Below are 25,165 nucleotides of genomic sequence, written 5' to 3' on the forward strand. Positions count from 1 at the left end.
CGTGTTCGATAGTCCCCTTTCGGCTTCTGCCTATGAGGTCCTGCAGGTGCAGCACGACTGCGACGAAGAGACGCTGCGCAAGGCCTACCGGCTGAGGCTTCGCCAAACGCATCCTGACACCGGCGGCGATTCGGCACAGTTTATTCAGGTGCAACGCGCCTGGGAGCTCGTGGGAACCGCAGGGGCGCGCCAAAGCTACGACCGGGGCCATGGTTTTGGCGAGACGCCCGCACCGGAGTGGTCAGGATGGCGCCCAACGCAGACCGAAACGCGCGATACGAGACCTCGCGCCCGTTCTTTCGGCCAGCCCGGCGGATGGCGCCGCGAGCGATACCTGACGTTGATCCGCGAGTGGGCGGGCAGAGGGGTCAATCTCGCTGATCCCTACGACCCGGCTCTCGTGCGTTCGGCACCGCACCACATCAGACGGTTGCTTGCTGACGCGCTCGCTGAAGAGGCAACGGCACGCATCGTTGGCGACCTGGGTATGGGGTACACCGTTTGGCACGACGTCGACGCCTCAGGGCGTGACGCGCGACCCGATGTCAAGATCGACCACATTGTTCTCGGGCCCAGCGGCCTCTACGGACTGCTGTCGGAGGACTTCGGCGGGTCGATCAGAATGCGACGCGGCGAGATCATCGGCGACGAGGTGGCGGGAGCGCCGATCGGTGACCTGCTGGCACGTATGCGCACGGCAGCTCGCGCTGCTCGAGTGAAGTTCAGCGGTGCGATCGTGGTGCTGCCTGACGACGACGTGGTGCAGGTGATCGACGAAATAGGAAAGGTGCGCGGGCTTCCGGTGGCCGTGGTCGCTCAGTCAGGTCTCTCGGCGGTGTTGCGCCGCGGAATAACCGGCGCCCGATCGATGGGTGGCAACGAGGTATTCGACGTGCGAACCCGACTGCAGCAGACCGTGCGCTTTGCTTGAGCTGATCAGTCCGTGAGCCCGAAGAGCTCGAGTGGGTGAGTGATTCTCCACCAGGCTGTGGGCTCTTCGATGTCAGACTGCAACACGAGTTCGACTGCTGTCGAATCCAGAGGACCATCGACGCTCAGCATCCCGACTGGCTCGCCCTGATTGCGTGAATCCTCGAGCGCGTAGGTCGCCTCGACAGTTCCCGAATCTCCATTCCACAAGATCACCGAGGCATCGCCGTCTGTGACGATGTCGACAGGCTCACCCCAAAGCGTGTGAACCTGCCCAGCCACGGTGCCGGCGGTGACTGATGGGACCAGCTGCAGTTCTGCCTCGGTTTGGTCGTACAGCGCGCGGGAGACGTCAAGTCGCTCATCATTGTCGGGCTGTCCGAGCACCGAGGCATACATCGTGACCAGTGTTTCGCCGACCGTGACGGTCTTGGCTGAGAGCAGGTTCCACGCGGTGAGTGTTCCAGTTTTGATGCCCAGAACGCCGGGATCTGAAAGAAGGTCGTTTGTGTTTTCTACCAATCCAGCCCCGGGCAGTTCGACCGACTGCTTGGCGACGATTTCCGCGACGACCGGATCAGAGAGAGCCTTCTCTGCGAGAGCGATGAGCGCCGCAGGGGTGGCGACATTGCCTTCGTCGATCCCGGTGGGTTCGACGATTGTTATGTCGTCAAGGCCATAGAGGTTGAGCCAACTGTTTGCCGCGCTCGCAAACACGGCGTCAGACGGCCATAGGCTGCTCGCGAGAATGTCGGCGTAGTTGTTCGCTGAGCCGATGAGCATGCCTTCAAGCAATTGATACTCGGTCAGACTGCCGTCCACGGGCACATCAAGCGCTGACTCGCCCCGGTAGCGGTATTGCCAATAGTCAGCGCTGTCGGCGTAGGTGAAATCAAACGAAGGCCCCTCTTCGCCGACGGCGAGGGGCATCTCATCGAGGACCACCAGAGCAGTCACGACCTTAGTGATGCTGGCGATCGACTCGAACCCACCGGACGATTCGAGCACGCCGGGGATTCCCGCGACCGAGATCGACGCGCTACCGTTGTCCGGCCACGCCGGCACGGCGGCGGGCGCCCCAGCGGGCTGAACCTCACTCGCGGTGATTGTCGGCGTCACCGCGTAGAGCGGCCAGAGCAAGGTGGTGGCGAGGTACCCACCGACAACGAGGAACACCGCCAGGATCGGCACGAGCACGCTTGCACGCAACGGCGAGCGGCGAGGTGCATCGGCCAATAGGTCTGCGCCCACCGGAAGGTAGCCAGAGTTGGTCCCCGTGAGATCGGCGGGTGGGTGGCCAGCGGTGATTGAAGCTTCATCGACCCATGTGAGTGCGAGAGTCGTGACGGGAGGCTCGGCGACTGGCGTCGATTCCACCAAGCCGAGCGCGTCGCCGGAGTCTGCTTCGGAGACCTCGCGCGAATCGTCGATCGCATTTGACTCGTCACCCGCTGCCGGATCGTCTAGGCGTGCCGCCAGTACCTCGTCGCGGTCGAATGACAGATTCTCGAACTCGGCGGCACGACGGGAACGCCGAGTCGAGGCCGGGGCGTCATCCAAAGTCACCCGATCAAGATACCCCGCCGCTGCACGCGTATACTCATCGACACAACCACGGGAGTCCACCGAGCTGGGCTGAGAGGGAGCGAATCGCGCTTCGACCGTCGAACCTGATCTGGGTAATGCCAGCGCAGGGAGGAGAGATAGATGGCTACGTCCACGTCCACATCAGCATCCAATTCTGCATCTCGCGGAACACCGAACAAGCCCGAGCGGGTCTTGAAATGGCGAGTCGTCGATATCGTCGTCGCCAGCGTGATCGGTGTCGCATCCGGCTTGATCTTCTTGGCCTGGAACGTGCTCTACCAGGGCCCGTCAGCGCTGCTTGAGCCATTGTTGCCGGGCTTGCAGGGGCTCTTGGACGGCCCCTGGCTATTTGCCGGCGTGCTCGGCGCGCTGATCATCCGCAAACCAGGTGCCGCGCTCTACACCGAGCTTCTCGCCGCCGCGGTGTCAGCGCTCACCCTCGTCGGCAACACCTGGGGTGCGTTTCTTACCCTCGAAGCAGGGCTCGTTCAAGGGCTCGGCGCCGAGTTGATCTTCTTGGCATTCTTCTACCGCCGCTGGTCGCTGCCAGTTGCTGTGCTCGCAGGAATGGGAGCGGCTCTGGCGGGTGGCATTAACAATGTGTTGCTTTGGTACGCCGGTGCCGACCTGCAGTTCGTCGTGGTGTACCTGATCAGCACACTCATCTCGGGTGCAGTGATCGCTGGAGCGCTGTCGTGGGTATTGGCTCGCGGACTCGCCGCCACGGGTGCGCTCGACCGTTTCGCTTCGGGCCGCGAAACCCGCGAACGCGTCTAACCGCATGAACGGGTCGGAGATTCGACCCGCCGCGGTGAGTGCACGCGGCTGGGGATGGCGTCACGCCAGTCGCGCCGCGTGGGCACTGCGTGATGTCTCGTTTCGTATCGAACCTGGTGAGCGCGTGCTGCTGCTCGGAGCGTCGGGTGCTGGAAAATCCACACTCATGCACGCGCTCGCTGGGGTTCTTGGTGGCGACGACGAGGGAGAGGCCGAAGGGGAGCTGCTGGTCGACGGCGTGCCCGCTGCTGCCGCTCGCGGTCGAGCAGGCCTCGTATTGCAAGACCCCGACTCGCAGGTGATTTTGGCGCGAGTGGGTGATGACGTCGCGTTCGGATGTGAGAACCTCGGTGTGCCGCGTGACGAGATTTGGCAGCGCGTCGAGAGCTCTCTCGATCAGGTGGGCTTGGATGTCTCGCTTGATCGCTCAACTGCGGCTCTGTCTGGCGGACAGAAGCAGCGATTGGCACTCGCGGGGGTTCTCGCGATGCGTCCGGGGCTCGTGCTTTTGGATGAGCCCACGGCGAATCTCGATCCCGCCGGCGTTGCCGAGGTGCAACGTTCCGTGGCATCCATGCTTGCCAGCTCCGATAGCACGCTCGTTGTGGTGGAGCATCGCCTCGACGTGTGGCTGCCGCTTGTGACCCGTGTGATTGTGCTGGGCGAAGCGGGAGTTGTCGCCGATGGAACCCCGGGCGAGGTACTCAGTGCCCGTGGGCAAGAACTCGCCGAGAGCGGTGTGTGGGTTCCGGGCATCCCTCCGGCTTTTCCACCGCCGCCCGCGTATGCGCCTGGCCCCGCTCTGCTCTCGGCTGACGATATGACCGTCGCGCGAGTGAAGGGACGCACGGTCGCGTCTGGCATCTCGCTTGACATCCGCGAGGGTGAGGCCGTGGCGATCACCGGGCCCAACGGCGTGGGAAAGTCGACCGTGGGACTCACGCTCGCGGGGTTGCTGGCTCCCAGCGCTGGTCGTCTCACAGCGGGATCGACACTCCGACGCGATGCTGCGCCATCTCCGATCAAATGGTCGTCGAAACAGCTGTTGACTCGTATCGGCACGGTGTTTCAGCATCCCGAGCACCAGCTTCTTGAAAAGACTGTGCACGCAGAACTTGAGGTCGGCCCCCGCGCGCTAGGCCTGCCAGAGGGTGAGATCGCCGTGCGCGTCGATGAGGTAATGGCCCGGTTGCGTCTCGAACGGCTTGCGCGCGCTAATCCGTACACGCTCTCGGGTGGCGAGAAGCGTCGCCTTACGGTTGGTGCAGCCCTGGTGACGCGCCCGCGCGTTCTGGTGTTGGACGAACCCACTTTCGGCCAGGACGCGAGAACGTGGGCTGAGCTCATCGCTCTGCTTGCGCGATTGCGCGATGAAGGCTCGGCGATCGTCACGATCACCCATGATGCGGACGTGGTCGCCGCGCTGGCCGCCACACGATTCGAGATGGCATCGGCGGTGCAGACGCTGTGACCCTGCTCGACGCCCGCGCCCGCACGAGTGCCGCGGCTCGCATAAACCCCGTGGCAAAGCTTGGCGCCGCAATGCTCATCACTGTGCCACTCGTGATGACCCTCGATGTCGTCTCGGCCACAGTCGCACTGGTTCTTGAGCTGATGCTTGCGCCGTTCGCAGGGCTCAGCTGGCGCGAGTTCTGGGCGCGCACCTGGTTGCTGTGGGTGCTCGCACCTCTTACAGGACTCACGATTGCGTTGTACGGCCGGACCGCAGGTGCGGTGTACTTCGACTGGTTCGCGATCACTGTGAGCGACGGTTCGCTCTATCTGGCATTGGCAACAACCCTTCGCGTGCTTGCCATCGCGTTGCCCTCGGTCGTGCTGTTCGCGAGTGTGGATCCGACCGATCTTGCTGACGGCCTCGCACAGATCCTCAAGCTTCCGGCCAGGTTCGTATTGGGTGCCCTCGCTGGGCTGCGCATGGTAGGCCTGTTTATCGACGATTGGCGTTCGCTCGAACTTGCGCGTCGGGCGCGCGGCGTGGCTGATCGCGGGCGGCTTCGGCGCTTCTTTGGGATGGCTTTCGCGCTGCTGGTGCTGTCCATTCGCCGTGGCGCCAAACTCGCTACGGCGATGGAGGCGCGCGGATTCGGCTCGGATATACCCCGAACCTGGGCGCGCACATCAACGTTCGGTGCGCGTGAGTGGGCGCTGATGTTCGCGGGTTTGGCGATTGCCGTCATCGCGGTGACAGCGGCGGTGTTGACCGGGGCGTGGAATTTCATCCTCGGTCCGGAGTAGGCGGCGGGACCCCTCGACGCGCCCGACGCCCGCAACTCGAGAGGCGAGGCTAGCGGCAGCAGCTCGTCTACAAGGCGCCGGGTTCCCGATTCCGAATCTGGGTGCGAAGAATGACACCACGGGCTCGCTGTGACACGCAGTGCCGCGTATGGTGGGATGCAGTCGCGGCTTGCCCGGTAGGCCGCGTGGTTCGAAGGAGAACGTATGGAGCTTTCGGGTGCTTCCGCCCTGATCACCGGCGGCGCGAGCGGGCTTGGCTTTGCCACCGCCACGCGGCTCGCCGCCGCGGGCGTTGCTGTCACAATCGTTGACCTCGCCTCGTCTGCGGGTGATGAAGCGGCAGCTCAGATCGGCGGTGCATTCGTCGCTGCAGATGTGACCGACACTGAGCAGGTCGCCGCAGCGGTAGCCACCGCCTCGTCACACGCGCCGTTGCGCATCGTCGTGAACTGCGCGGGTATCGCGCCGCCAGCGAAGGTGCTCGATCGCGAGGGAAACCCTGCGTCGTTGGCGGACTTCGAGCGCATCATTCGCATCAACCTGGTGGGCACATTCAACGTCATCTCGCAGGCCTCCGCTGTCATGGCTCGCACCGAGCCGACCGCTAGCGGCGACCGCGGTGTGATTATCAACACCGCGAGCGTTGCCGCGTTCGACGGGCAGATCGGCCAGCCCGCCTACTCAGCGAGCAAGGGCGGTGTGCACGCGATGACCCTGCCGATCGCGCGCGAGCTTGCTCGCTATGGCATCCGTGTGAACACGATCGCCCCCGGCATCATGGAGACCCCGATGCTGATGGGCTTGCCGCAGGCCGCTCAAGACTCGCTCGGCCAGCAGGTTCCGTACCCGCAGCGGCTCGGCCGACCTGACGAATACGCACGCTTGGCAGCATCCATCATCGAAAACGACTATCTCAACGGCGAAACGATCCGTCTCGACGGCGCAATTCGCATGGCACCGAAGTAGGGAACTCATGAGCGATTCGATTATCGTCCACGTCGCAGACGGGCTTGCCCGCGTGACGTTCAACCGTCCTGCGTATCTGAACGCGATGGGCTTCGAGATGGGAACTCGATGGCGCGAAGTCGCACACGAGATCACGACTGACTCATCGGTCGGCGCCGTGATCCTCGACGCAGCGGGTCCGGCGTTCTGCGCCGGCGGTGATGTGTTTGAGATGGGCACCTCAGGAGCGACTGGCGCCGACGTCACCAGGATGGCGCACACGATTCATGAGGGCATCCGCACGTTCGTGGAATCCGACAAACCCATCGTTGCCGCCGTCCAGGGCGCTGTCGCTGGTGGCGGTCTCGGTCTGATGCTCACCGCCGACTACATTGTCGCCGCAGATTCGTCGAAGTTTGTGTGCAAGTACGCCAACATCGGCCTTTCGCCCGACCTCGGTGTCTCGACGCTGCTCACCCAGGCTGTCGGGCAGCGCCGTGCGTTGCAACTGGTGTTGCAAGACCGTGCGCTGAGTGCGCCAGAGGCACTCGAGTGGGGACTCGTTGCCGAGGTGCTGCCCCACAGCGAGATCGCGGCACGCGCTGAGGCGGTTGCGCAGTTCTGGCTCGACAATGCCACCGCAGCTTTCGGCCAAGCCAAGCGTCTGGTGCGCACCAGCAGCGAACGCACATTCCGTGCGAACCTCGATGACGAAGCAGCGTCGATCGGCGCGAGCTTCGACACCCAGGAATCGAAGGTACGTGTCGCTGGTTTCGTCGCGGCCACAGCCAAGAGTGCGCAAGGAACAACGAAGGCAAGCTCTTGATGAAGGATGCTGCGGCAAAGCCCCTTGCGGGCAAGACCATTCTGATGTCGGGCGGCAGTCGTGGCATCGGCCTCGCCATTGCACTTCGTGCCGCACGCGACGGGGCGAACATCGCGCTACTCGCCAAGACGGACACCCCGCATCCGAAGCTAGAAGGCACAGTGCATTCTGCGGCTGACGCGATTCGCGTCGCCGGAGGCAACGCGCTTGCTCTCGTGGGCGATGTGCGAAACGACGACGACGTCACCGAAGCGGTGCTGAAGGCGCAGGGTGAGTTCGGCGGGATCGACATCGTGCTCAACAACGCCAGTGTTATCGACCTTTCACCGTCGCTTGAGCTGCAGGCTAAGAAGTACGACCTCATGCAAGACGTCAACGTGCGTGGCACTTTCATGCTCTCTCGAGCGGCGGCACCTATCTTGAAAGATGCCGAGAACCCGCACATTCTTTCGCTGTCGCCTCCGTTGAATCTTGACCCGAAGTGGCTTGGCGTGCACACCGGCTACACGATGGCTAAGTACGGCATGTCGATGGCGACCCTCGGTATGGCAGAGGAGTTCAAGAAGTTCGGAATTGCCGCGAACACGCTTTGGCCTGCGACCACGATCGCGACCGCAGCGGTGCAGTTTGCGCTAGGTGGCGACGAGATGATGAAAGCCAGTCGCACGCCGGAAATCTATGCCGATGCTGCGTACGAAGTCTTCACCCAGCCTGCGACGGCCTACACCGGGCAGAGCCTGATCGTTGAAGAGGTGTTGGCGGCTGCGGGCATCACCGACTTCGCGAACTATGCCGCCGTGCCAGGAACGCCCGATAGTGAGCTTCACCCTGACATTTTTCTGTAGCGGCGGTGTGTCTAGTGCGCGCTGAAGAGCAGAATCACGCCGAGCACTACCATCAAGCAGCCGCCGACAGCGGTGAGAGTTTCGATACGCTTCGGTGACTTTCCGAACCACTCGCGCGCTGCCGCGGCGGTGAGCGCCCACGCGCCGTCCGAGATCAACGCGATCACGAAGAAGACCATGCCGAGTTGCGCCATCTGCCAGGGCACCGAGCCTGCGTCGACGTCGACGAACTGGGGCAACACAGCGACGAAGAACGCGAGCGATTTCGGGTTAGTGATCCCCACGACGAAACCTTCCCCCAGCTGGCGCCAAGCAGAGCGAGGAATCGCGCCGCTGATCGTTGCTGACGCAGCCCTGGTGCGGTGCCGAAACGCCTGCACGCCAAGAAAGATCAAATAGCCAGCGCCCGCCAGCTTCACGATTGTGAAGAGGGCCTCTGATCGAGCCACTACGCCGCCCACGCCCAGAGCCACGAGCGCGATGATCGGCAGCAGGCCAAGCAGGGTGCCAAGAACGCTCAGCAAGCCACCCCGTCTGCCGAGTGCGAGAGCACGCCCGATGGTGAAAAGAACGCTGGGCCCCGGAATGATGATCAGCACGACCGACGCGAGCATAAACGCGAAGAGGTTATCGAGGGGGACCACCTAGCCACGATAGGGGCTACGGGGGAAGAAACGACCCCAACAGCACTTCGACCACGCCGTTCTCACGCCACCAGAAACGCACCCGCTGGTCGTCGGCCATCGCGCGCGGTTGTTCATCTGCGTCGATGTCGATGCCCGCGAGTGACACGCGCAGCTCACCGTGCGGCTGATCGATGACGGGAACGCAGCGGCTGCGTACATCACCACTCCGCTGAATGAGAATGCAGTGCTCGCCGTCGGGCCCGCTGCCCGCGATCCAGAGATCCCACCCGTAGTACTCGCCGAGCGGGGAGAACCACTGCAATACACTTTCGGCCGGAAACTCTGGTGTGTCGCGCCCCGAAGGAAGGTCGATGTAGTTGCCGAAAGAACCGTCGAGTCGAAGTTTCAGCAGCGTTTCGCTGTACGGGTCAGCCATGACCCGCAGCTGGGCGGCCGTGACGTGCGGCGTGTTGCGCGGCGTTGCGCTCGCTGGGGTGGTTGTCGGCTCGTCAGGTTCAGCGCGGTCGAGCCACAGCCCGACCAGCAGTACCGCCGCAACGACGGTGAGCGCAACCCACAGCCCTCGTAGGTTCTGAGTTCGCCGTCCGCGACCAGCAACCGTCTTCGCGGTCACCGCGGCGGTGGGTGGTCGCGGCGTGTGCGCTCTCTCCGCATCGGATGCTGCCTCAACCACGCGTTCTTCAGGTTGAGACACCGGGTCGGCTGGCGGGCGCGTCTTCGCGTCGAGGCTGCGGAGGCGTGCGATGGCCTGCTCATCGAGTGGCGCCGCGCCCGCCGGGCCGTACGCGCGAGCGCGCAACTCGTCGAGTTCGGCGCGCTCATCAGCATCCAGACCTTCGACGTTCGCCCCCTCGCCCACACCCTCACGATAACCCCGCCACGGCTGCCAAGGCTCGGGAGGAATCGAGGCGTTCCCGCGCCACGCGTGTGGTCTACACGAGTTCCTGCCAGCCGCGTCGCCTACCCTGAAGATATGACTGAGACCCGTCCGCCCAATCGCGGCATCCGCTCAACCGGCGCTTCCACACCCCAGGTGCGTCCCACGACCGAGGGCTGGACTCAGAAGAAGGATGCTGACGGCAAGCCGCTTCTGCAGTTCGCCTCACCCAAGCGAGGCAAACCGCCTGTGCACCTGGCCGACCTCTCACCCGAAGAGCGGGTCGCCAAAGTCAAAGAGCTCGGTCTTCCCGGCTTTCGCTCCGGACAGCTCGAGAAGCACTACTTCACGCACTACACCTCCGATGCGTCGAAGATGAGCGACCTTCCTGCAGGCATTCGCGAAGAACTCGTTCACGGCATGTTGCCGCCGCTTCTCACCGAGGTGAAGCGGCTTGAAACCGACCGCGGCGACACGATCAAATTCTTGTGGAAGCTGCACGACGGTGCCCTCGTGGAGTCCGTGCTTATGCGCTACCCCGGGCGAATCACCCTCTGCGTGTCATCGCAGGCTGGTTGCGGCATGAACTGCCCGTTCTGTGCGACAGGACAGGCCGGCCTCACACGCAACATGTCAGCCGCCGAGATCGTTGAACAGATTGTGCGCGCCAACCGCCTTATTGCCGACGGTGGACTGGGTGGCAAGAAGAGCACCGACCACAGCCTTGACCGAGTCTCGAACATCGTCTTCATGGGCATGGGGGAGCCGCTGGCCAACTATGCGCGCGTGATGCAGTCGATCCGCGTGATGACTGACAAGAAGCACGGCCTCGGGATGAGCGCGCGTGGCATCACAGTCTCGACAGTTGGGCTCGTGCCCGCCATCAACAAGCTGGCCGCTGAAGAGATTCCGGTGACGTTCGCACTTTCCCTTCACGCGCCTGACGACACGTTGCGCGACGAACTCATCCCGGTCAACTCGAAGTGGAAAGTGGATGAGGCGCTCGACGCAGCTCGCGCTTACTTCGACAAGACCGGCCGGCGTGTGTCGATCGAGTACGCGCTCATCAAGGACATGAACGATCACGCCTGGCGCGCCGACCTGCTGGCGAAGAAGCTCAATGACCGAGGGCGCGGATGGGTCCACGTGAACCCCATCCCGTTGAACCCGACCCCTGGCTCAATTTGGACGGCATCTGAGGTGCCCGTGCAGAACGAGTTCGTCCGCCGCCTCAACGAAGCTGGTATTCCGACCACGCTGCGCGACACCCGCGGCAAAGAGATCGATGGCGCATGCGGTCAGCTCGTAGCCACCGAAGACGACCAGGCCGATGCAGAGGCAACGCCGATCTCGGTCTAGCGCTAGCCGATCGCTACGCTGGCCCCGGCGGGCAGCACGAGCGACAACAGCATGACCCACACGCAGATGAAGGCCAAGATGCCGAGGCTGTACTTGATGGTCGAGCGCAGAATCTCACCCTCGCGACCGATGAGCCCCACCGCGCCGGCGGCGATAGCAATCGACTGAGGCGAGACCAGCTTCGCAGCCGTGCCACCCGCGGTGTTTGCCGCGACGAGCAGGGTGGGATCGACCCCGATCTGCTGGGCTGTGACAGCCTGCAGGTGGGCGAAGAGCGTGTTGTTGTTGACCACCGAGCCGGTGATGAACACACCGAACCAGCCGATGATCGGCGCGAAGAGCGGGAAGATGAGGCCGACTCCGGCGAGGGCATTGCCGATGCTGGCGGAACCACCCGAGTAGTTGGCAATATTGGCGACCACGAGAATCAGAGCGATCAGTACGATTGGCTTCCGCAGTTCACGGATCGTGCCGATGAACTGCTGACCAAGATCGTTCACGCTCAACTGCGGCGTGGTGAAGAAGGTGATCAAGATGGCAATCAAGATCGCCGTTCCCGTCGCATTGACGGGGGTGAACGCCCACGCAGCCGTGGTCGCTTCATCAGAGCCGGCGGGAATGATGACGCCGGTGACACCGGGGATCGGCACTGAAAACACCAGCCAGGCGAGCGGACCATCGGCCGCAAACAGCGACTTGAACCACGGGATGCTCCACACAAAGATGACCGCGGTGAGAATGTAGAACGGGCTCCACGCGACGACGACATCGCCGAAGTCTTGCTTTACCGGTGTCGGGATCTCACCGCCGCCCTCGCGGTAGATGTTGCGGGGCTTCCACGAGCGGCACACCATAAAGACGATGACCATGGCGACCAAGCCAGGCAAGATGTCAGCAAGCTCAGGGCCGAGTGTCAATAGAATGCCTGCCTGCACGGCGCTGTACCCGACACTCACGGCAAGAGTGATTGGCCAGGTTTCGCGCACACCGCGCCAACCGTCGAGAATCATCACCAGCAAGAACGGCGTCGCCAGGGCAACCAGCTGCAGCACGAGCACCATCTGTGCCGACAGCGCCATCAGCTCAACATCGCCCACCTGAGCGCCGACGATCACGGGAATGCCGATAGCGCCGTACGCGCCTGCGGCGACGTTGGCAACGAGCGACAGCATGGCGGCCTTGACGGGCTTGAAGCCAAGTTGCACGAGCAGAGCAGCACAGATAGCGATCGGCACTCCGAACCCGGCGGCACCCTCAAGGAACGCCCCAAAGCCGAAGCTGATCAGCAGCACTTGCACGCGTTGATCGGGTGAAACCCCCGAGATGCTCGTGCGAATGATGTCGAAGCGCCCGCTGGCGACGGTGAGCTTGTAGAGCCAGACCGCCATCACGATGATGTACGCGATAGGCCAGATTGCCGTCAGAACGCCGAGCAATCCCGCCCCCGCAATCGAGGGGATAGGCATGCCGAATGGCCAGATCGCCACGATGATCTCTAGCCCAACGGCAATGAGGGCAGCAGTAATACCCTTCATCTTCAGCACGACGAGGCACAGCAAGAAAACCATGATCGGAATGACAGCGATCAAAGCCGATAGCCACAGTTGGCCTACCGGATCAATGGTCTGGCTCCACATAACGTCTCCCCGTCTGTTTGCCTGCGCGCACGATCAGGCTAGTGGCCGCGGGGGAGTGATTGCGACGCACGTGCCGGATACGCTGGAGCAATGGTCAACTATCGCTATCTCGGCAACAGCGGCTTCAAAGTCACAGAGATCACCTATGGCAACTGGGTGACGCACGCATCACAGGTTGAGAACGACGCTGCGATCGCCACGGTACACAAGGCGCTCGATCTCGGCATCACGAGCTTTGACACGGCTGACGCTTATGCGAACACTGCGGCCGAGTCGATTCTTGGTGAAGCGCTCAAGGGGCAGCGCCGAGAGTCGCTTGAGATCTTCACGAAGGTCTATTGGCCGACCGGTCCAAAGGGCGCGAACGACACCGGTTTGTCACGCAAGCACATCTTTGAGAGCATCAACGGCTCACTCGATCGCCTCGGGCTGGACTACGTCGACCTTTATCAGGCGCACCGCTACGACTACGAGACGCCGATCGAAGAGACGATGCAGGCGTTCGCCGATATCGTGCGTCAGGGCAAGGCGCTCTACATTGGCGTGTCGGAGTGGACCGCTGAGCAGCTTCGTGAAGGCCACGCTCTCGCTAAGCAGATGAATTTCCAACTGGTGTCGAACCAGCCGCAGTACTCGGCGCTCTGGCGCGTCATCGAGAACAAGGTTGTACCCACTTCTGAGGGTCTTGGCATGTCGCAGATCGTCTGGTCGCCGATGGCGCAGGGCGTGCTCAGCGGCAAGTACCTTCCCGGTCAGCCCGTCCCCGCGGGATCGCGCGCCACTGACGATAAGAGCGGCGCTCAGTTCATCAAGCGCTTCTTGGGTGACGATGTGCTTGAGGCGGTGCAGAAGCTGAAGCCGCTCGCAGAGCAAGCGGGCCTCACGATGCCGCAGCTCGCCATCGCCTGGGTATTGCAGAACAAGAACGTCGCGGCCGCTCTCGTGGGTGCCTCGCGCCCGGAGCAACTCGAAGACTCGGTGAAGGCGTCGGGAGTCACCCTGGACGCCGATCTTCTTGAGGCGATGGATGCAGCGCTTGCGCCTGTCGCAGTCACCGACCCCGAAGAGACCTACTCAGTTTCGCCGAAGACCCGCGTCTGAGCGAGTGGTCGCTTCGAGAGCATCATTGGTGCATTCGAAGCGACCACCTGCTACAGATGCTCGTCAAGGGCGCAGCAACACCTTGCCCGCGCGGCCCGCGTCGCCATTTGCAGTGACAGCTTTCGCGATGTCGTCGAGAGAATAGATGGCCTCGACCGGCAACGTCAGCACCCCCGACGCGATGCGCTCGTTGAGCTCGCCGAACAGCGCCTGGCGCTTTTCGGCCGACAGCTTCGTGATAACCGTCGAGCCCCAGAAGCCACGCACGGTGAGATCGCGAAAAATAATGGGCCCTGAAGGCAGTTTCATCAGTGACGATTCCATCGCACCGAAGACAACAAGCGTGCCGCCATCGCCGAGCAACGCGAGCATCTTGCCGCTGGCCGAGCCGCCTACGGAATCGACCGCCGCGATGATTGGCGCGCCGCCGGTCACTTCGCGTGCCTGATCAGCCCAGTCGTCATTGTCTGTCGCCACGATGCGATTGATTCCCTGCGCGGCGAGCTCTGCGATTCCTGCTTCTCGACGAACGAGGCCGAGTACATTGATGCCGCGAGCTGAGGCGAGCTGCGCGACAAGGCGCCCGACCGCGCCATTCGCCGCGTTCTGAACCAGCCAATCGCCTTCGTTGAGGTTGAGGCTGTCGATCAGGCTGATTGCGCTAAATGGCATCGCCACCAACTGCGCGGCCATTTCGTCGGGCACGCCATCGGGCACCGGAATCAGACCACTCGCGCGTGCGATTACAAACTCCGCCCATACTCCGAACGTGCCCGCGACCGCTACGCGCTGCCCGACTTCGAGGCTGTGCACATCGGCACCGATGGCATCGATGATTCCGACTGCTTCGGTACCGGCGCGTGCCGGCAGCTCGGGAACGAAACCGTACTCGCCGCGCACTGTCCACAAATCATGGTTATGAATAGGCGACAGCACTATCCGCAGTCGCACTTCGCCCGATCCGGGTTCGATCTGCGGCACCTCCTCGACAGCGAGGACGTCTGCCGGGTTGCCGAACTTCTGCTGGACGATTGCACGCATCTGGAGCTCCCTAATTCGTTCTTCCGCTACTCTTTCACGCCCACAAGCGCCCGGCGCGAGAATGTACGAAACGGCGCAGTCGGCTGCTTGCTGCTTCGGCTATTCGGCCGGGGCGAGTTCTCGTTGACGCATTAGTGAGAGCGCTGCGAGTGCTCCGACGATTACGGCCCCCGCAAGCCACCAGAGCCCTCGCGCGTCAATCTCGTCGCCGCTGACGATGGGAGCGACGCCGATCGGTGAAAGGTGCACCAGCCAGTCGGGCAGACCGAATACAGGCCCGAACAGGCCCAAAACCGTAGCAAACGCGATGAGGGCCCACCCGAGAGGGATGGTCAGGCGAGGCGTGAGCGTGAAGATGAGTGCTGTGGTGACGGCGAACACGAACGCGGCGACCGCCTGGCCACTCCCGGTCACCAGAGCGTCGCGCATCAGATGCCACGATGAGTCCTGCGAAGCGATGCCCATGGCGGCGCCGACGAATGCGGCACCGACAACGATCAGCACGACAACGAACGCAACCACCAGATACCCGCTGAGCCAGCGCACGCGGGCGAGAGGGGCGGCAAGGACGATCTCGGCGGTACCGCGAGTTTCTTCTTGTCGTGCACGACAGATCACCTGAACACCGGCGCAGGCCGCAAGGACGCCCAGCATGGTGAAGAAGGTCGTCAGAGTCGCCTGGTCGACATCTCCCACCCCGGCTATTTGGTTGATCATCTCTTGCACCGATGGATTTTCGGCGCCGATCTCTTCGACGACGGTTGCGAGTGTTGTGGCCAGAACTCCCACCAAGAAACCACCGATCGCCCAGCCCAGCGCGCCGCCACGTGCGAGCCGCCATGCAAGCCCGGTCGAGGTGGAGAGTGCGGGGGTCGCCGATGCTCGACCGAGCCGCTCAGCGACGAAGCTCTCGCCGAGATCTCGTCGTGATGCCATCAGGATTGCCGTCGCCGAGAGAACACCGCCGAGCGCGAGGCAGAGCAGCAATGGCCAGAGGAGGTTGTCAGAGAATGCGCGCACGTTCTCACCCCAGCCGAATGGTGAAAGCCAGGTGAGCCACGAGCTCTCCATGCGGGTGAGGTCGTCGCTCGGGGTGCCTATGGCGTTACCGAACCCGCAGATGAGAAATGTCGTCAGCATGATCCACACCGACAACGCATTGGCGCCGCGCGACGTGCGCATCAACTGTGCTGCCAACAAACCCACTCCGAGAAAGGTGACGCCGACCGCCGCGGCAGCGCCGCCAGCGATAAGAGAACCAGCCGGGTCTAGGCCCACCGCGACGAAGGCGGCTGCAGTCAGCAAAGCGAGCGCGGAGTTGGCGATGATGCCGTGAGCCGCCGTTGCGATCACCGGCAGGGTGCGGCCGGCGGGTGTGGCAGCAACCAATTCGCCGCGCCCTTCCTCTTCGTCGCCACGGGTATGCCGCACAGCGAGAAACAAGCTCATCATTGACGCGAGGATGGCCAGCCACGGAAAAATGAGAAAGATGATGAACGTTGCTTCTTCTGCCCCCGACGGCAGGCCGCGAAACAGCAGGATGACGGGATTGGCGAGGGCTGCCGCCAGCAACGCGGCGCGTTCTTGTTCGGTCGCGAACGAGCTGACAACCCCGACGTAGCCGAGGCCTGCCATCGCGGCGGTGCCGACGACCCACATCGACAGCTGTCGACCGTCACGCCTGGCCCGCTGCGCGAGCAGTGCGCCGATCATTGGGATGCTGCTCGTGTCGCGCCGGCATGCGGGTTCGCGTCGGTAGTGGAGCCGTAGTGGCGCAAGAACAGCTCTTCCAGCGAAGGTGGCGTGACCCTGAGCCCGGTGACCTGCCACTCGGTCAAGGTGGGTAACAGAGCGGTGACGCGATCAGTGTCGACGGTGAATGTGACGCGACCCTGCTCGGCGACCACATTGTGCGCGTCAGTGAGAGCTGCTGCAGGTGCCGCATCCGAGCCTTCGAAAGAGACCTCGGTGCGCGTGAGGTGGCGCAGATCTGCGAGAGTGCCGCTTTCGACGATTCGCCCGGCGCGAATGATGCTCAGCTGATCGCAAAGCAACTCAACTTCAGAGAGGATGTGGCTCGATAGCAGCACGGTGGCGCCTTCGGCTTTTACGCGAGCGACCTCCTGGCGAAAGATCACTTCCATCAGAGGATCGAGACCACTCGTGGGTTCATCGAGGATGTAAAGATCGGCGGGCACTGCGAACGCGGCAATCAGCGCAACCTTCTGGCGGTTGCCCTTGGAATAGGCGCGCCCTTTCTTGCGGGGGTCGAAATCGAACGTGGTCATCAGTCGGTCTTTGCTCTTGAGATATGCGGCGCTCTTTCGGTGTGCCCCTCGGAGTCGCGCAAGAAAGTCGATTGCCTCGCCGCCCGAGAGATTCGGCCATACGCTTATGTCTCCAGGCACATACGCAATGCGTTTGTGGAGGGATGCTGCCTCACGCCACGGGTCTGCGCCGAACACGGTCACCTCGCCATCGGTGGCTCGTGCAAGCCCCAAGAGAACTCGGATCGCGGTCGATTTGCCAGCCCCGTTCGGACCGAGGAAGCCGTGGATCTGACCCTCCGACACCGAGAGGTCGAGGCGGTCGAGGGCGTGGACCTTTCCGTACTGCTTCGTAAGGCCACGCGTGCGGATGAGTTCGCTCATGGTGGTTGACTTTACGCTCGCTCCATGACTTTGTGAATGCATACCATCAACCCGAATCATTGCTTTGTATACGAAAAAGAGATTCGCTGCGCAAAGAGTGGCACCGAATGCGGTTTGTGTATACACTGTGGATCGATGTTGGTCGGTGGAGGTGCACATGCGGGCGAGTGATCGTGCCTACGCTGCGCTGCTCGAGGAGATCCAGTCTGGCGTTCTTGCACCGGGCACTGTGTTAGCCGAAGTGGAGCAGTCGACACGGCTCGGCGTCAGTCGCACACCATTGCGCGAAGCGCTCAGCCGCTTGGCAACCGACGGGCTGGTTGTGCAGCAGTCGCCTCGAGTCACCGTGGTCTCTGACGTGGATACCAGCGACATCCGCGAACTCTTTGAGCTTCGTCGCGCACTGGAAGAGACTGCAGCGCGCCTTGCCGCACAGCGGGGAGACGCGGCAGTTTTCGCGGAACTCGCCAGAGCGTTCAGCCAATCAACTCTTACTCGCGGCGACGGCCTCGATGCGTATTACTCGCTCATCGCCCAGTTTGATGCGCAGCTGGATGCTGCGGTGGTCAACGACTACCTCACCTCAGCATTGCGCAACGTGCGCACCCACCTCGTTCGCGTGCGCCGATTGGCGCGCGACAATCCTGAGCGGCTCGCAGCATCCGCCGCCGAGCACCGACTGATCGCGTCCGCTATCGCGGCACGTGACGCCGACTTGGCTGCTCACGCAACCCACGTGCACCTGCACAATGCGCTGAGCAGCATCCTGACCGCCCTCGATTCGCCTTCGGGCGGGTCGCCAGGCGCGGCATCGCAATCGATCCAAGGAGCAGCATGACCGTCAATCACCACCTTCGCGTCCACCGCAGTGACGAAAACCTCGCGCGCGAAGGCCAGCTTGCGTGGCGCATCGCTGAGATCGCCGTGGATCCTGTCGAGGTCGAGCAAGAAGTCGTCGACATGATCATCAACCGCGTCATCGACAATGCCGCAGTGGCCGCAGCTTCGATCTCTCGTGCACCGGTGAGCGCCGCTCGCCAGCAGGCACTCGATCACCCGGTGTCAGTGGGTGGGCAGGGCGCGAGCGTCTTCGGATGCATACTTGAGCGCCGCACCTCTCCTGAGTGGGCAGCATGGGCGAATGGTGTTGCGGTACGCGAGCTCGACTACCACGACACCTTCTTGGCGGCAGAGTACTCGCACCCCGGCGACAACATTCCTCCGATTGTGGCCGTAGCGCAGCACGTCGGTATCGACGGCCGTGCGCTGGTGCGCGGACTCGCAACCGGGTATGAGATTCAGGTCGATCTGGTGAAGGCGATCTCGTTGCACAAGCACAAAATCGACCACGTGGCGCATCTCGGACCCTCGGCTGCCGCTGGGATCGGAACCCTGCTGGGCCTCGACGCCGAGACGATCTACCAGGCTGTTGGACAGGCGCTGCACACCACTACGGCTACGCGGCAATCGCGCAAGGGTGAGATCTCGACTTGGAAGGCGCACGCCCCCGCATTCGCCGGAAAGATGGCGGTGGAGGCTGTCGACCGTGCGATGCGCGGTGAGACCTCACCGTCACCGATCTACGAAGGTGAAGACGGCGTCATTGCGTGGATGCTCGATGGCCCAGACGCCTCGTACGAGGTGCCCCTGCCCGCGACGGGCGAAGCCAAGCGCGGCATTCTGGACTCCTACACGAAAGAGCACTCCGCCGAATATCAGGCGCAGGCGTGGATTGACCTGGCACGCAAGCTTCATGGCGAAGCGCCGGCGGCAATGGACCCTGCCAACGTCGAGTCGATCGTTCTGCACACCTCACATCACACGCACTACGTGATCGGCTCGGGCGCGAACGACCCACAGAAGTACGACCCCACCGCGTCGCGCGAGACGCTTGATCACTCGATTCCATACATTTTCGCTGTGGCGTTGCAAGACGGCGGCTGGCACCACGTCGACTCATATGCGCCTTCACGCGCCAGTCGCGAAGACACCGTCGCGCTGTGGCACAAGATCACGACGGCAGAAGACGCCGAATGGACGCGTCGTTACCACTCCGAAGACCCCAACGAGAAGGCATTCGGCGGGCGAGTGGTGATCACGATGACCGACGGCACGGTGATCGAAGATGAGATCGCGGTTGCCGATGCGCACCCGCTCGGTGCACGGCCGTTCGCCCGTGAGGACTACATCCGCAAGTTTCGCCTGCTCGCAGAGCCGGTGCTCGAAGAAGCCGAAATCGAGCGGTTCCTCGACTTGGCTGAACGGTTGCCAGAACTCACTGTCGATGAGGTGCGCGCGTTGACCATCGTCGCGAAGTCGGGCGTGCTTGCAGCTGCTCCCGCCCCCAAGGGCTTGTTCTGATGCTCTATTCCACTGTTGCTGCGCACGAGAAGCGCCGGCTGTTCCGCGAACGGCTCGCGTCGGGCGAGTTGCTGCGCTTTCCGGGCGCCTTCAACCCGCTGAGCGCGCGCATGATTGAGCGCAAGGGCTTCGAGGGCGTCTACATCTCAGGTGCGCTGCTGTCTGCTGATCTCGGGCTGCCCGACATCGGACTCACGACGTTGACCGAGGTGGCGAGCCGGGGTCAACAGATCGCTCGCATGACAGACCTCCCTGCGATTATCGATGCCGACACGGGGTTCGGTGAGCCGATGAACGTCGCTCGCACGATCCAGACGCTTGAAGACGCAGGCCTTGCGGGTACGCATATCGAAGATCAGATCAACCCGAAGCGCTGTGGTCACCTCGATGGCAAAGCCGTGGTTGACGAAGACACCGCGGTGAAGCGCATTCGCGCGGCGGTCGATGCGCGGCGTGATCCGAACTTCTTGATCATGGCTCGCACCGACATCGCTGCGGTTGACGGAATCGATGCCGCCATCGACCGGGCGAAGGCTCTGGTGGATGCTGGCGCTGACGCGATCTTCCCCGAGGCGATGCGCAGCCTTGCCGAATTCGAGGCGATGCGCACCGCTCTCGACGTGCCGATCCTCGCCAATATGACCGAGTTCGGCAAGAGTGAGCTGTTCTCAAGCGAGCAGCTTCGCAGCGCCGGGGTCAATATCGTCATCTGGCCGGTGTCGCTGCTGCGCATCGCAATGGGGGCAGCATCCCGAGCGCTCGATACCCTGCTTGACGAGGGACATCTCACGAACAGGCTTGACGAGATGCAGCACCGGGCCGATCTTTACGAACTGATCGACTACGAGCAGTACAACCACTTTGACCAAGACATCTTCAACTTTGAGATTGCGAAGGACTGAGATGACAGATATCAAGAAGGGGCTTGCCGGGGTCGTCGTCGACTACACGGCAGTCTCGAAAGTGAACCCCGAGACGAACTCGCTGCTGTACCGGGGCTATCCGGTGCAAGAGCTGGCGGCGACACAGCCGTTCGAGGCAGTGGCCTACCTGCTGTGGAACGGAGAGCTGCCCACCGACGCTGCGCTCGCCGAACTTCGCGCGACGGAGCGCGAGAACCGTGCGTTGCCTGCCGATGTGAAGGCAGCGATCGATCTCGTTCCCCTCGACGCGCACCCGATGGACGAGGTGCGCACGGCGGTGAGCCTCATCGGTGCACGCGACCTCGCCGGCAACGGTTCGGTGCTTGATGCCGGTGGAAGCGCCCAAGAAAACCTTGAACGTAGCGTTCGCCTGTTCGCGGTCATCCCCGCGATCGTCGCCTACGGGCAGCGACGTCGTCGCGGCGAAGAGATCGTGGCGCCGCGTGACGATCTCGACTATGCGGCGAACTTTCTCTGGATGACGTTTGGTGAAGAAGCGGATGACCTCGTTGTCGACGCCTTCAACGAGTCGATGACTCTGTACGCAGAGCACTCGTTCAACGCATCGACGTTCACCGCTCGGGTTATCACCTCGACCACGAGCGATCTCTATTCGGCTGTGGTCGGCGCCATTGGCGCGCTCAAGGGTGCACTGCACGGCGGCGCAAACGAAGCCGTGTTGCACATCTTCGACGAGATCGGGTCGGCTGACAACGTCGTGGAGTGGCTGGATGCCGCGCTCGCCGAGAAGCGCAAGATCATGGGATTCGGTCACCGTGTCTACAAGCGCGGGGATTCACGTGTGCCGACGATGAAGGCCGCGCTCGACACGCTTGTGGCGCATTACGACCGCCCGGAGGTAGCCGCGCTATACGCCACACTCGAGAGCGAGTTTGTCTCGCGCAAGGGCATCTACCCGAACCTCGACTACCCGTCAGGCCCCGCCTACAACTTGATTGGCTTCGACACATTGACCTTCACGCCGCTGTTCGTCGCAGCGCGGGTAACGGGTTGGACCGCCCACATCATGGAGCAGGGCGCTTCGAACGCGCTGATCCGCCCTTTGTCGGAGTACAACGGGCCGGACGAGCGTCACATCGAGGGGTATGTGCCGGATGCCGCGGTGGTCGAGGCTGCGGAGCGCCCGCCCGAGGCGGAGTAGCTGAGTTGGCCCCGCTGGGGGAGGTAGCTGAGTTGGCCGCATGGGGGTGAGGTAGCTGGGTGGCCCCGCTGGGGTGAGATAGCTGAGTTGCGCGGGTGGTGGCGGCACAGCTGAGGTGGCTTCGCTGTGGCACGCACGAGCGGAGTTGCTTGGGCCGAGCTTGACTAGCTGAGTTGCCTACGCCGCGGCGAATCGCCGAGGGGACTTGGTGCGCAGGTCTATCGGGTCACCGATCGCGCCCGTCGCAGGGTCGGGTGGCGGATGGAGCCAATAGGTATCGCGATGCGACAGCGGATTTCGTTGTCGGGTGATTCGCCAGCGCTGGTTGTGGAGCCTGAGGTGGCAGTTTCGGCAGAGAGGGACGCCATCGTCGACGTCGGTTCGACCCCGTTCTTCCGCCCAGTGGTCGATGTGGTGGTACTCCGACTGTGAAACCGGAGAAATGCAAGACGGCCACATGCATCCGCCGTCACGCTCGGCGATCGCCATTCGCTGCTTCCGTGTGAACAGTCGGCTTTCACGTCCCACGTCGAGGGGGCGACCGTACTCGTCGTGGAGGATCGACACCGAACCGGCGTCGCACAGCAGCTTCTCGATCACCCCTCCCGGCAATGCCGCGCCGCCGTCTTCGACGTGTCCCACGCCTTTGACGCGGGTCGGTTCGCCGTCGTGCGCAGCCGTGATCGCGGAGGCTTCGACGATCACGCGGACGCCGGGCTGGCGGTCGCCGAACGACTGCGTCGGGTCGGCGGCTGCTCCCGTGCGGAGGACGGCCATTATCGTGTCGTACTGCAGCTGTTCGTTGGAGCGCTCGTCGTCGGCGGCGACGTCGGCCGGATCGGGTGCGGCGTCAGATTCCACGAAGCGTGGGCCACGGCGGGGACGCAGTGCTGCCTGAATCATCGCCTGCACGAAGGCGGCGGCTTCGTCGTCGAACGTGATGCGCCCGTGGTGCTGGCCGTGCTCGTCGATCCATGTGCGAAATGAGCGCGCTTCGAATCGCTCCTCGAACCGGAGCGTGACTCCAATGGGGTCGAGCCGGTCGCGCGCTGTGCGTGCGGCGTTGCGTAGCTCTTCCACCGGAAGATCGCTGGCTTCGTCGAGCAGCGTGTCGACGGCAGAAGCCCACGCGGCGGGTAGGAAGTCAGGGTCGAGGTTGGGGTATCGCTCGATGGGCGGTTCGCCGAGGCCGGTGCGGATTGCTTGGAACTGAGCCGAACTGACTCGACCTGACGCCAGTGCTTCGCGAAGGCTCGCCCGCCACGTCGAAACCTCGGGTGCGGAGGGAGTGGGGACGTCTGCGGTCGGGGCTGGTGCGGGCGGCACGAGCTCTTCGCCGGTTCGGAGGGCCCTTAATACATCGCCGCGGCTCTGTCCGGTGATCTGTTGCACGAGCGAGGTGGCGTTGCGGTGGCCCTTGCGTTGCGCGAGGCCGTCGTAGCCGTTCTCGCGGACCGAACGGCGGGCCGCTTCTGCGGTGGCTGCGGCGACGATGACGTCGAGCGCATTGCGGCTCTCTGCGGCATCCGCCAGAAGTGTAAGAAGGGCGTCGTCGTCCAGCCCGATGATCGTGATGGCGGCGTTGCCAGGCGCCGCATTCGCAACTCGCGCCGCAGCGGCAGCGAGCCGCTCGGCGGGGTTAGTTGCGGATGTCGTCATACCCACACAATATTCGGGGGGTCAGACACTGAAAGCCCTGTATGAGCGGGTTTTTCACCGGCTAGGGTAACGGGATCATAACGACTGGCGGGTATGCAATCGGCGTCGCTGTCATTCAGTTGCCGCGCCCCCATCGGGCATCTCAGCGTGCTGGCCTTGCGAGCTTCGACAGCGGGAACGCCTGTTCTCGCTTGCGCGAGCCGTCGACTCGTTCGATCGCAGCGTTTTGGTATCTCGCCGCCTCACCGCGGCGCCGCACGGTAGCCGACCCCGCTGCGAGCACGCCCGGGCGCGGGGCTGCCTCAGCGGGAAGACGGGAGGGTGAGGATCTCAGCGCCGCTGTCGGTGATCGCGATGGTGTGCTCGGTATGGGCGGTGCGGCTGCCGGTTGCGCTGCGGAGCGTCCAGCCGTCTTCGTCGACGATGAGCTTGTCGGTGTCGGCCATGATCCAGGGCTCGAGAGCGAGGAGGAGTCCGGGCCGAAGCGGGTAGCCACGGCCGGGACGCCCGGTGTTGGGTACGTGTGGATCGCCGTGCATCGTGGTTCCGATGCCGTGTCCGCCGAACTCGGTGTTGACCAGGTATCCGGCACCCTTGAGGACGGTGCCGATGGCACGTGAGATGTCGCCGACCTTCGCGCCGGGGCGGGCAGCGGCGATGCCGGCGGCGAGTGCACGCTCGGTCGCGTCGATCATCGCGAGGTCTTCCGGGCGTTGTGTCTCACCGACAGTGAAGCTGATCGCGGCGTCCGCGGCGATGCCTCCCGTCAGCACAGCGAGATCGAGCGTGAGCAGGTCGCCGTCTGCGAGGGCGTAGTCGTGCGGCATGCCGTGCAGTACCGCATCGTTGACGGCGGTGCAGATGTAGTGGCCGAAGGGTCCGTTCCCGAAAGACGGGGCGTAGTCGACGTAGCACGAGACGCCGCCAGCATCCAGGATCATCTCCTTCGCCCAGGCATCGATCTCCAGCAGGTTCGTGCCGACAGTTGCGCGCGACTTCATGGCCTGCAGAACGTCGGCGACGAGCGCACCACTCACGCGGGCTTGGTCGACCTGCGTGGGGCTCAGGATCTCGATCATCGTGTTCTCCCTCGAGTGTTGGGATAACTATACCGGTCTGGAGATTTCCGGCAGTAGTATCGGCACCGTGATGGTGCGACTTCCCCTCAGCGCTGCCGAACTCGACCGCGGCCGCAGGCTCGGAGCGGTGCTGCGCGAGACGCGGGGCGCGCGAACGATGCTGGACGTCGCGCTCGCGGCGGGAATATCACCGGAAACGCTCCGCAAGATCGAGTCGGGCCGCATCGCCACGCCGTCGTTCCAGACGGTCGCTGCGATCGCTGGCGCGGTTGGCCTCTCGCTCGACCAGTTGTGGGCCGAGGTCGAGGCGTCGACCTTGGCATGACGTTCGCCGGCGCCAGCGGCGCTACCGAGCCCGCCCGATGATATGACTTTCGACGCCCTTCGAGCCAGGTGTGTAACTCAGCGGGTGTTGATGGTGACCTGGACGACGTCGCCGATCTCTTTGCCGAGCTGCTTTCACGCTTTGGCCGGGCCATTCGTCTGCCTCTCGGGCCGGATC

General features: G+C 63.4%; 23 protein-coding genes and 1 riboswitch. Of the genes, 14 read left to right on the top strand and 9 right to left on the bottom strand.

What is annotated here, in order from left to right; genetic code table 11:
- Position 1 precedes the first annotated feature (1 nt).
- Positions 2–931 (top strand): DnaJ domain-containing protein, encoded by a 930-nt coding sequence (locus tag AB0O81_RS09625; protein WP_363583643.1) that lies wholly within the window; start codon positions 2–4, stop codon positions 929–931.
- 5 nt (positions 932–936) lie between these two features.
- Here the strand turns inward: AB0O81_RS09625 and AB0O81_RS09630 are convergent, their stop codons facing one another.
- Positions 937–2,496 (bottom strand): D-alanyl-D-alanine carboxypeptidase, encoded by a 1,560-nt coding sequence (locus AB0O81_RS09630; protein WP_363583645.1) that lies wholly within the window; start codon positions 2,494–2,496, stop codon positions 937–939.
- A 38-nt stretch (positions 2,497–2,534) separates the two neighbouring features.
- Positions 2,535–2,644: riboswitch (TPP riboswitch) on the top strand.
- Between AB0O81_RS09630 and AB0O81_RS09635 the strand changes: the two genes are divergently transcribed.
- The 6 genes from AB0O81_RS09635 to AB0O81_RS09660 all read left to right on the top strand — a co-directional run bounded on the left by AB0O81_RS09635 (position 2,638) and on the right by AB0O81_RS09660 (position 8,166).
- Positions 2,638–3,294, top strand: a complete 657-nt coding sequence (locus tag AB0O81_RS09635) for an ECF transporter S component (protein WP_363583647.1) — start codon at positions 2,638–2,640, stop codon at positions 3,292–3,294. (Overlaps the previous riboswitch by 7 nt.)
- 4 nt (positions 3,295–3,298) lie before the next feature.
- A complete protein-coding gene (locus AB0O81_RS09640; protein WP_363583649.1) occupies positions 3,299–4,765 on the top strand; it encodes an ABC transporter ATP-binding protein in 1,467 nt (488 codons plus the stop codon).
- 71 nt (positions 4,766–4,836) lie between these two features.
- The gene (locus tag AB0O81_RS09645) at positions 4,837–5,550 is read left to right on the top strand and encodes an energy-coupling factor transporter transmembrane component T (protein ID WP_363583945.1); all 714 of its coding nucleotides are present in this window, start codon (positions 4,837–4,839) and stop codon (positions 5,548–5,550) included.
- A gap of 204 nt (positions 5,551–5,754) precedes the next feature.
- Complete coding sequence (locus tag AB0O81_RS09650) at positions 5,755–6,516, top strand: SDR family NAD(P)-dependent oxidoreductase (RefSeq protein WP_363583651.1); 762 nt, start codon at positions 5,755–5,757, stop codon at positions 6,514–6,516.
- Between the two features lie 7 nt (positions 6,517–6,523).
- Positions 6,524–7,321 (top strand): enoyl-CoA hydratase-related protein, encoded by a 798-nt coding sequence (locus AB0O81_RS09655; RefSeq protein WP_363583653.1) that lies wholly within the window; start codon positions 6,524–6,526, stop codon positions 7,319–7,321.
- The gene (locus tag AB0O81_RS09660) at positions 7,321–8,166 is read left to right on the top strand and encodes an NAD(P)-dependent oxidoreductase (RefSeq protein ID WP_363583655.1); all 846 of its coding nucleotides are present in this window, start codon (positions 7,321–7,323) and stop codon (positions 8,164–8,166) included. The genes AB0O81_RS09655 and AB0O81_RS09660 overlap by 1 nt, the downstream gene beginning before the upstream one ends.
- Before the next feature lie 11 nt (positions 8,167–8,177).
- On the opposite strand, the gene AB0O81_RS09665 is transcribed toward AB0O81_RS09660, so the two are convergent.
- Both AB0O81_RS09665 and AB0O81_RS09670 read right to left on the bottom strand, forming a co-directional pair.
- Positions 8,178–8,810 (bottom strand): LysE family translocator, encoded by a 633-nt coding sequence (locus tag AB0O81_RS09665; protein ID WP_363583657.1) that lies wholly within the window; start codon positions 8,808–8,810, stop codon positions 8,178–8,180.
- Between the two features lie 16 nt (positions 8,811–8,826).
- Positions 8,827–9,672, bottom strand: a complete 846-nt coding sequence (locus AB0O81_RS09670) for a hypothetical protein (RefSeq protein WP_363583659.1) — start codon at positions 9,670–9,672, stop codon at positions 8,827–8,829.
- 114 nt (positions 9,673–9,786) lie between these two features.
- Here AB0O81_RS09670 and rlmN point away from each other — a divergent pair, with 114 nt between their 5' ends.
- Positions 9,787–11,049, top strand: a complete 1,263-nt coding sequence (rlmN, locus tag AB0O81_RS09675) for a 23S rRNA (adenine(2503)-C(2))-methyltransferase RlmN (protein ID WP_363583661.1) — start codon at positions 9,787–9,789, stop codon at positions 11,047–11,049.
- Positions 11,050–11,051: 2 nt separating this feature from the next.
- Here the strand turns inward: rlmN and AB0O81_RS09680 are convergent, their stop codons facing one another.
- On the bottom strand, positions 11,052–12,686 hold the full coding sequence (locus tag AB0O81_RS09680; protein WP_363583663.1) for an L-lactate permease: 1,635 nt from the start codon (positions 12,684–12,686) through the stop codon (positions 11,052–11,054).
- 90 nt (positions 12,687–12,776) lie between these two features.
- Between AB0O81_RS09680 and AB0O81_RS09685 the strand changes: the two genes are divergently transcribed.
- Positions 12,777–13,787 carry an aldo/keto reductase family protein gene (locus AB0O81_RS09685; RefSeq protein ID WP_363583665.1) on the top strand — a complete coding sequence of 337 codons (1,011 nt, stop codon included), beginning with the start codon at positions 12,777–12,779 and terminating at the stop codon, positions 13,785–13,787.
- A gap of 63 nt (positions 13,788–13,850) precedes the next feature.
- On the opposite strand, the gene AB0O81_RS09690 is transcribed toward AB0O81_RS09685, so the two are convergent.
- The 3 genes from AB0O81_RS09690 to AB0O81_RS09700 all read right to left on the bottom strand — a co-directional run bounded on the left by AB0O81_RS09690 (position 13,851) and on the right by AB0O81_RS09700 (position 17,479).
- Positions 13,851–14,828 (bottom strand): zinc-binding dehydrogenase, encoded by a 978-nt coding sequence (locus tag AB0O81_RS09690; protein WP_363583667.1) that lies wholly within the window; start codon positions 14,826–14,828, stop codon positions 13,851–13,853.
- A gap of 99 nt (positions 14,829–14,927) precedes the next feature.
- Entirely contained in the window at positions 14,928–16,541 is a 1,614-nt protein-coding gene (locus tag AB0O81_RS09695) for a polyketide antibiotic transporter (protein WP_363583669.1), read from the bottom strand.
- Positions 16,538–17,479, bottom strand: coding sequence for an ABC transporter ATP-binding protein (locus tag AB0O81_RS09700; RefSeq protein WP_363583671.1), 942 nt, complete (start codon positions 17,477–17,479; stop codon positions 16,538–16,540). The genes AB0O81_RS09695 and AB0O81_RS09700 overlap by 4 nt, the downstream gene beginning before the upstream one ends.
- A gap of 157 nt (positions 17,480–17,636) precedes the next feature.
- Here AB0O81_RS09700 and AB0O81_RS09705 point away from each other — a divergent pair, with 157 nt between their 5' ends.
- From AB0O81_RS09705 to AB0O81_RS09720, 4 genes are read left to right on the top strand one after another with little or no spacing between them, the layout of a single operon-like run.
- Complete coding sequence (locus AB0O81_RS09705) at positions 17,637–18,317, top strand: GntR family transcriptional regulator (protein WP_363583673.1); 681 nt, start codon at positions 17,637–17,639, stop codon at positions 18,315–18,317.
- The gene (locus AB0O81_RS09710) at positions 18,314–19,840 is read left to right on the top strand and encodes an MmgE/PrpD family protein (RefSeq protein WP_363583675.1); all 1,527 of its coding nucleotides are present in this window, start codon (positions 18,314–18,316) and stop codon (positions 19,838–19,840) included. The genes AB0O81_RS09705 and AB0O81_RS09710 overlap by 4 nt, the downstream gene beginning before the upstream one ends.
- The gene (gene prpB, locus AB0O81_RS09715; RefSeq protein ID WP_363583677.1) at positions 19,840–20,742 is read left to right on the top strand and encodes a methylisocitrate lyase; all 903 of its coding nucleotides are present in this window, start codon (positions 19,840–19,842) and stop codon (positions 20,740–20,742) included. The genes AB0O81_RS09710 and prpB overlap by 1 nt, the downstream gene beginning before the upstream one ends.
- A 1-nt stretch (position 20,743) precedes the next feature.
- Positions 20,744–21,925: a bifunctional 2-methylcitrate synthase/citrate synthase gene (locus tag AB0O81_RS09720; RefSeq protein ID WP_363583679.1), complete on the top strand. Its 1,182-nt coding sequence runs from the start codon at positions 20,744–20,746 to the stop codon at positions 21,923–21,925.
- Between the two features lie 177 nt (positions 21,926–22,102).
- Here AB0O81_RS09720 and AB0O81_RS09725 read toward each other — a convergent pair whose 3' ends face one another.
- Both AB0O81_RS09725 and map read right to left on the bottom strand, forming a co-directional pair.
- Positions 22,103–23,584 (bottom strand): HNH endonuclease, encoded by a 1,482-nt coding sequence (locus AB0O81_RS09725; protein WP_363583681.1) that lies wholly within the window; start codon positions 23,582–23,584, stop codon positions 22,103–22,105.
- 302 nt (positions 23,585–23,886) lie between these two features.
- Complete coding sequence (gene map / locus AB0O81_RS09730; RefSeq protein ID WP_363583683.1) at positions 23,887–24,663, bottom strand: type I methionyl aminopeptidase; 777 nt, start codon at positions 24,661–24,663, stop codon at positions 23,887–23,889.
- Positions 24,664–24,733: 70 nt separating this feature from the next.
- Between map and AB0O81_RS09735 the strand changes: the two genes are divergently transcribed.
- Positions 24,734–24,988, top strand: a complete 255-nt coding sequence (locus AB0O81_RS09735; protein WP_363583685.1) for a helix-turn-helix transcriptional regulator — start codon at positions 24,734–24,736, stop codon at positions 24,986–24,988.
- The last annotated feature ends 177 nt before the right edge of the window (positions 24,989–25,165 follow it).

The sequence above is a fragment of the Microbacterium sp. NPDC076911 genome, assembly GCF_040687125.1.
In the GTDB taxonomy this organism is placed as follows: domain Bacteria; phylum Actinomycetota; class Actinomycetes; order Actinomycetales; family Microbacteriaceae; genus Microbacterium.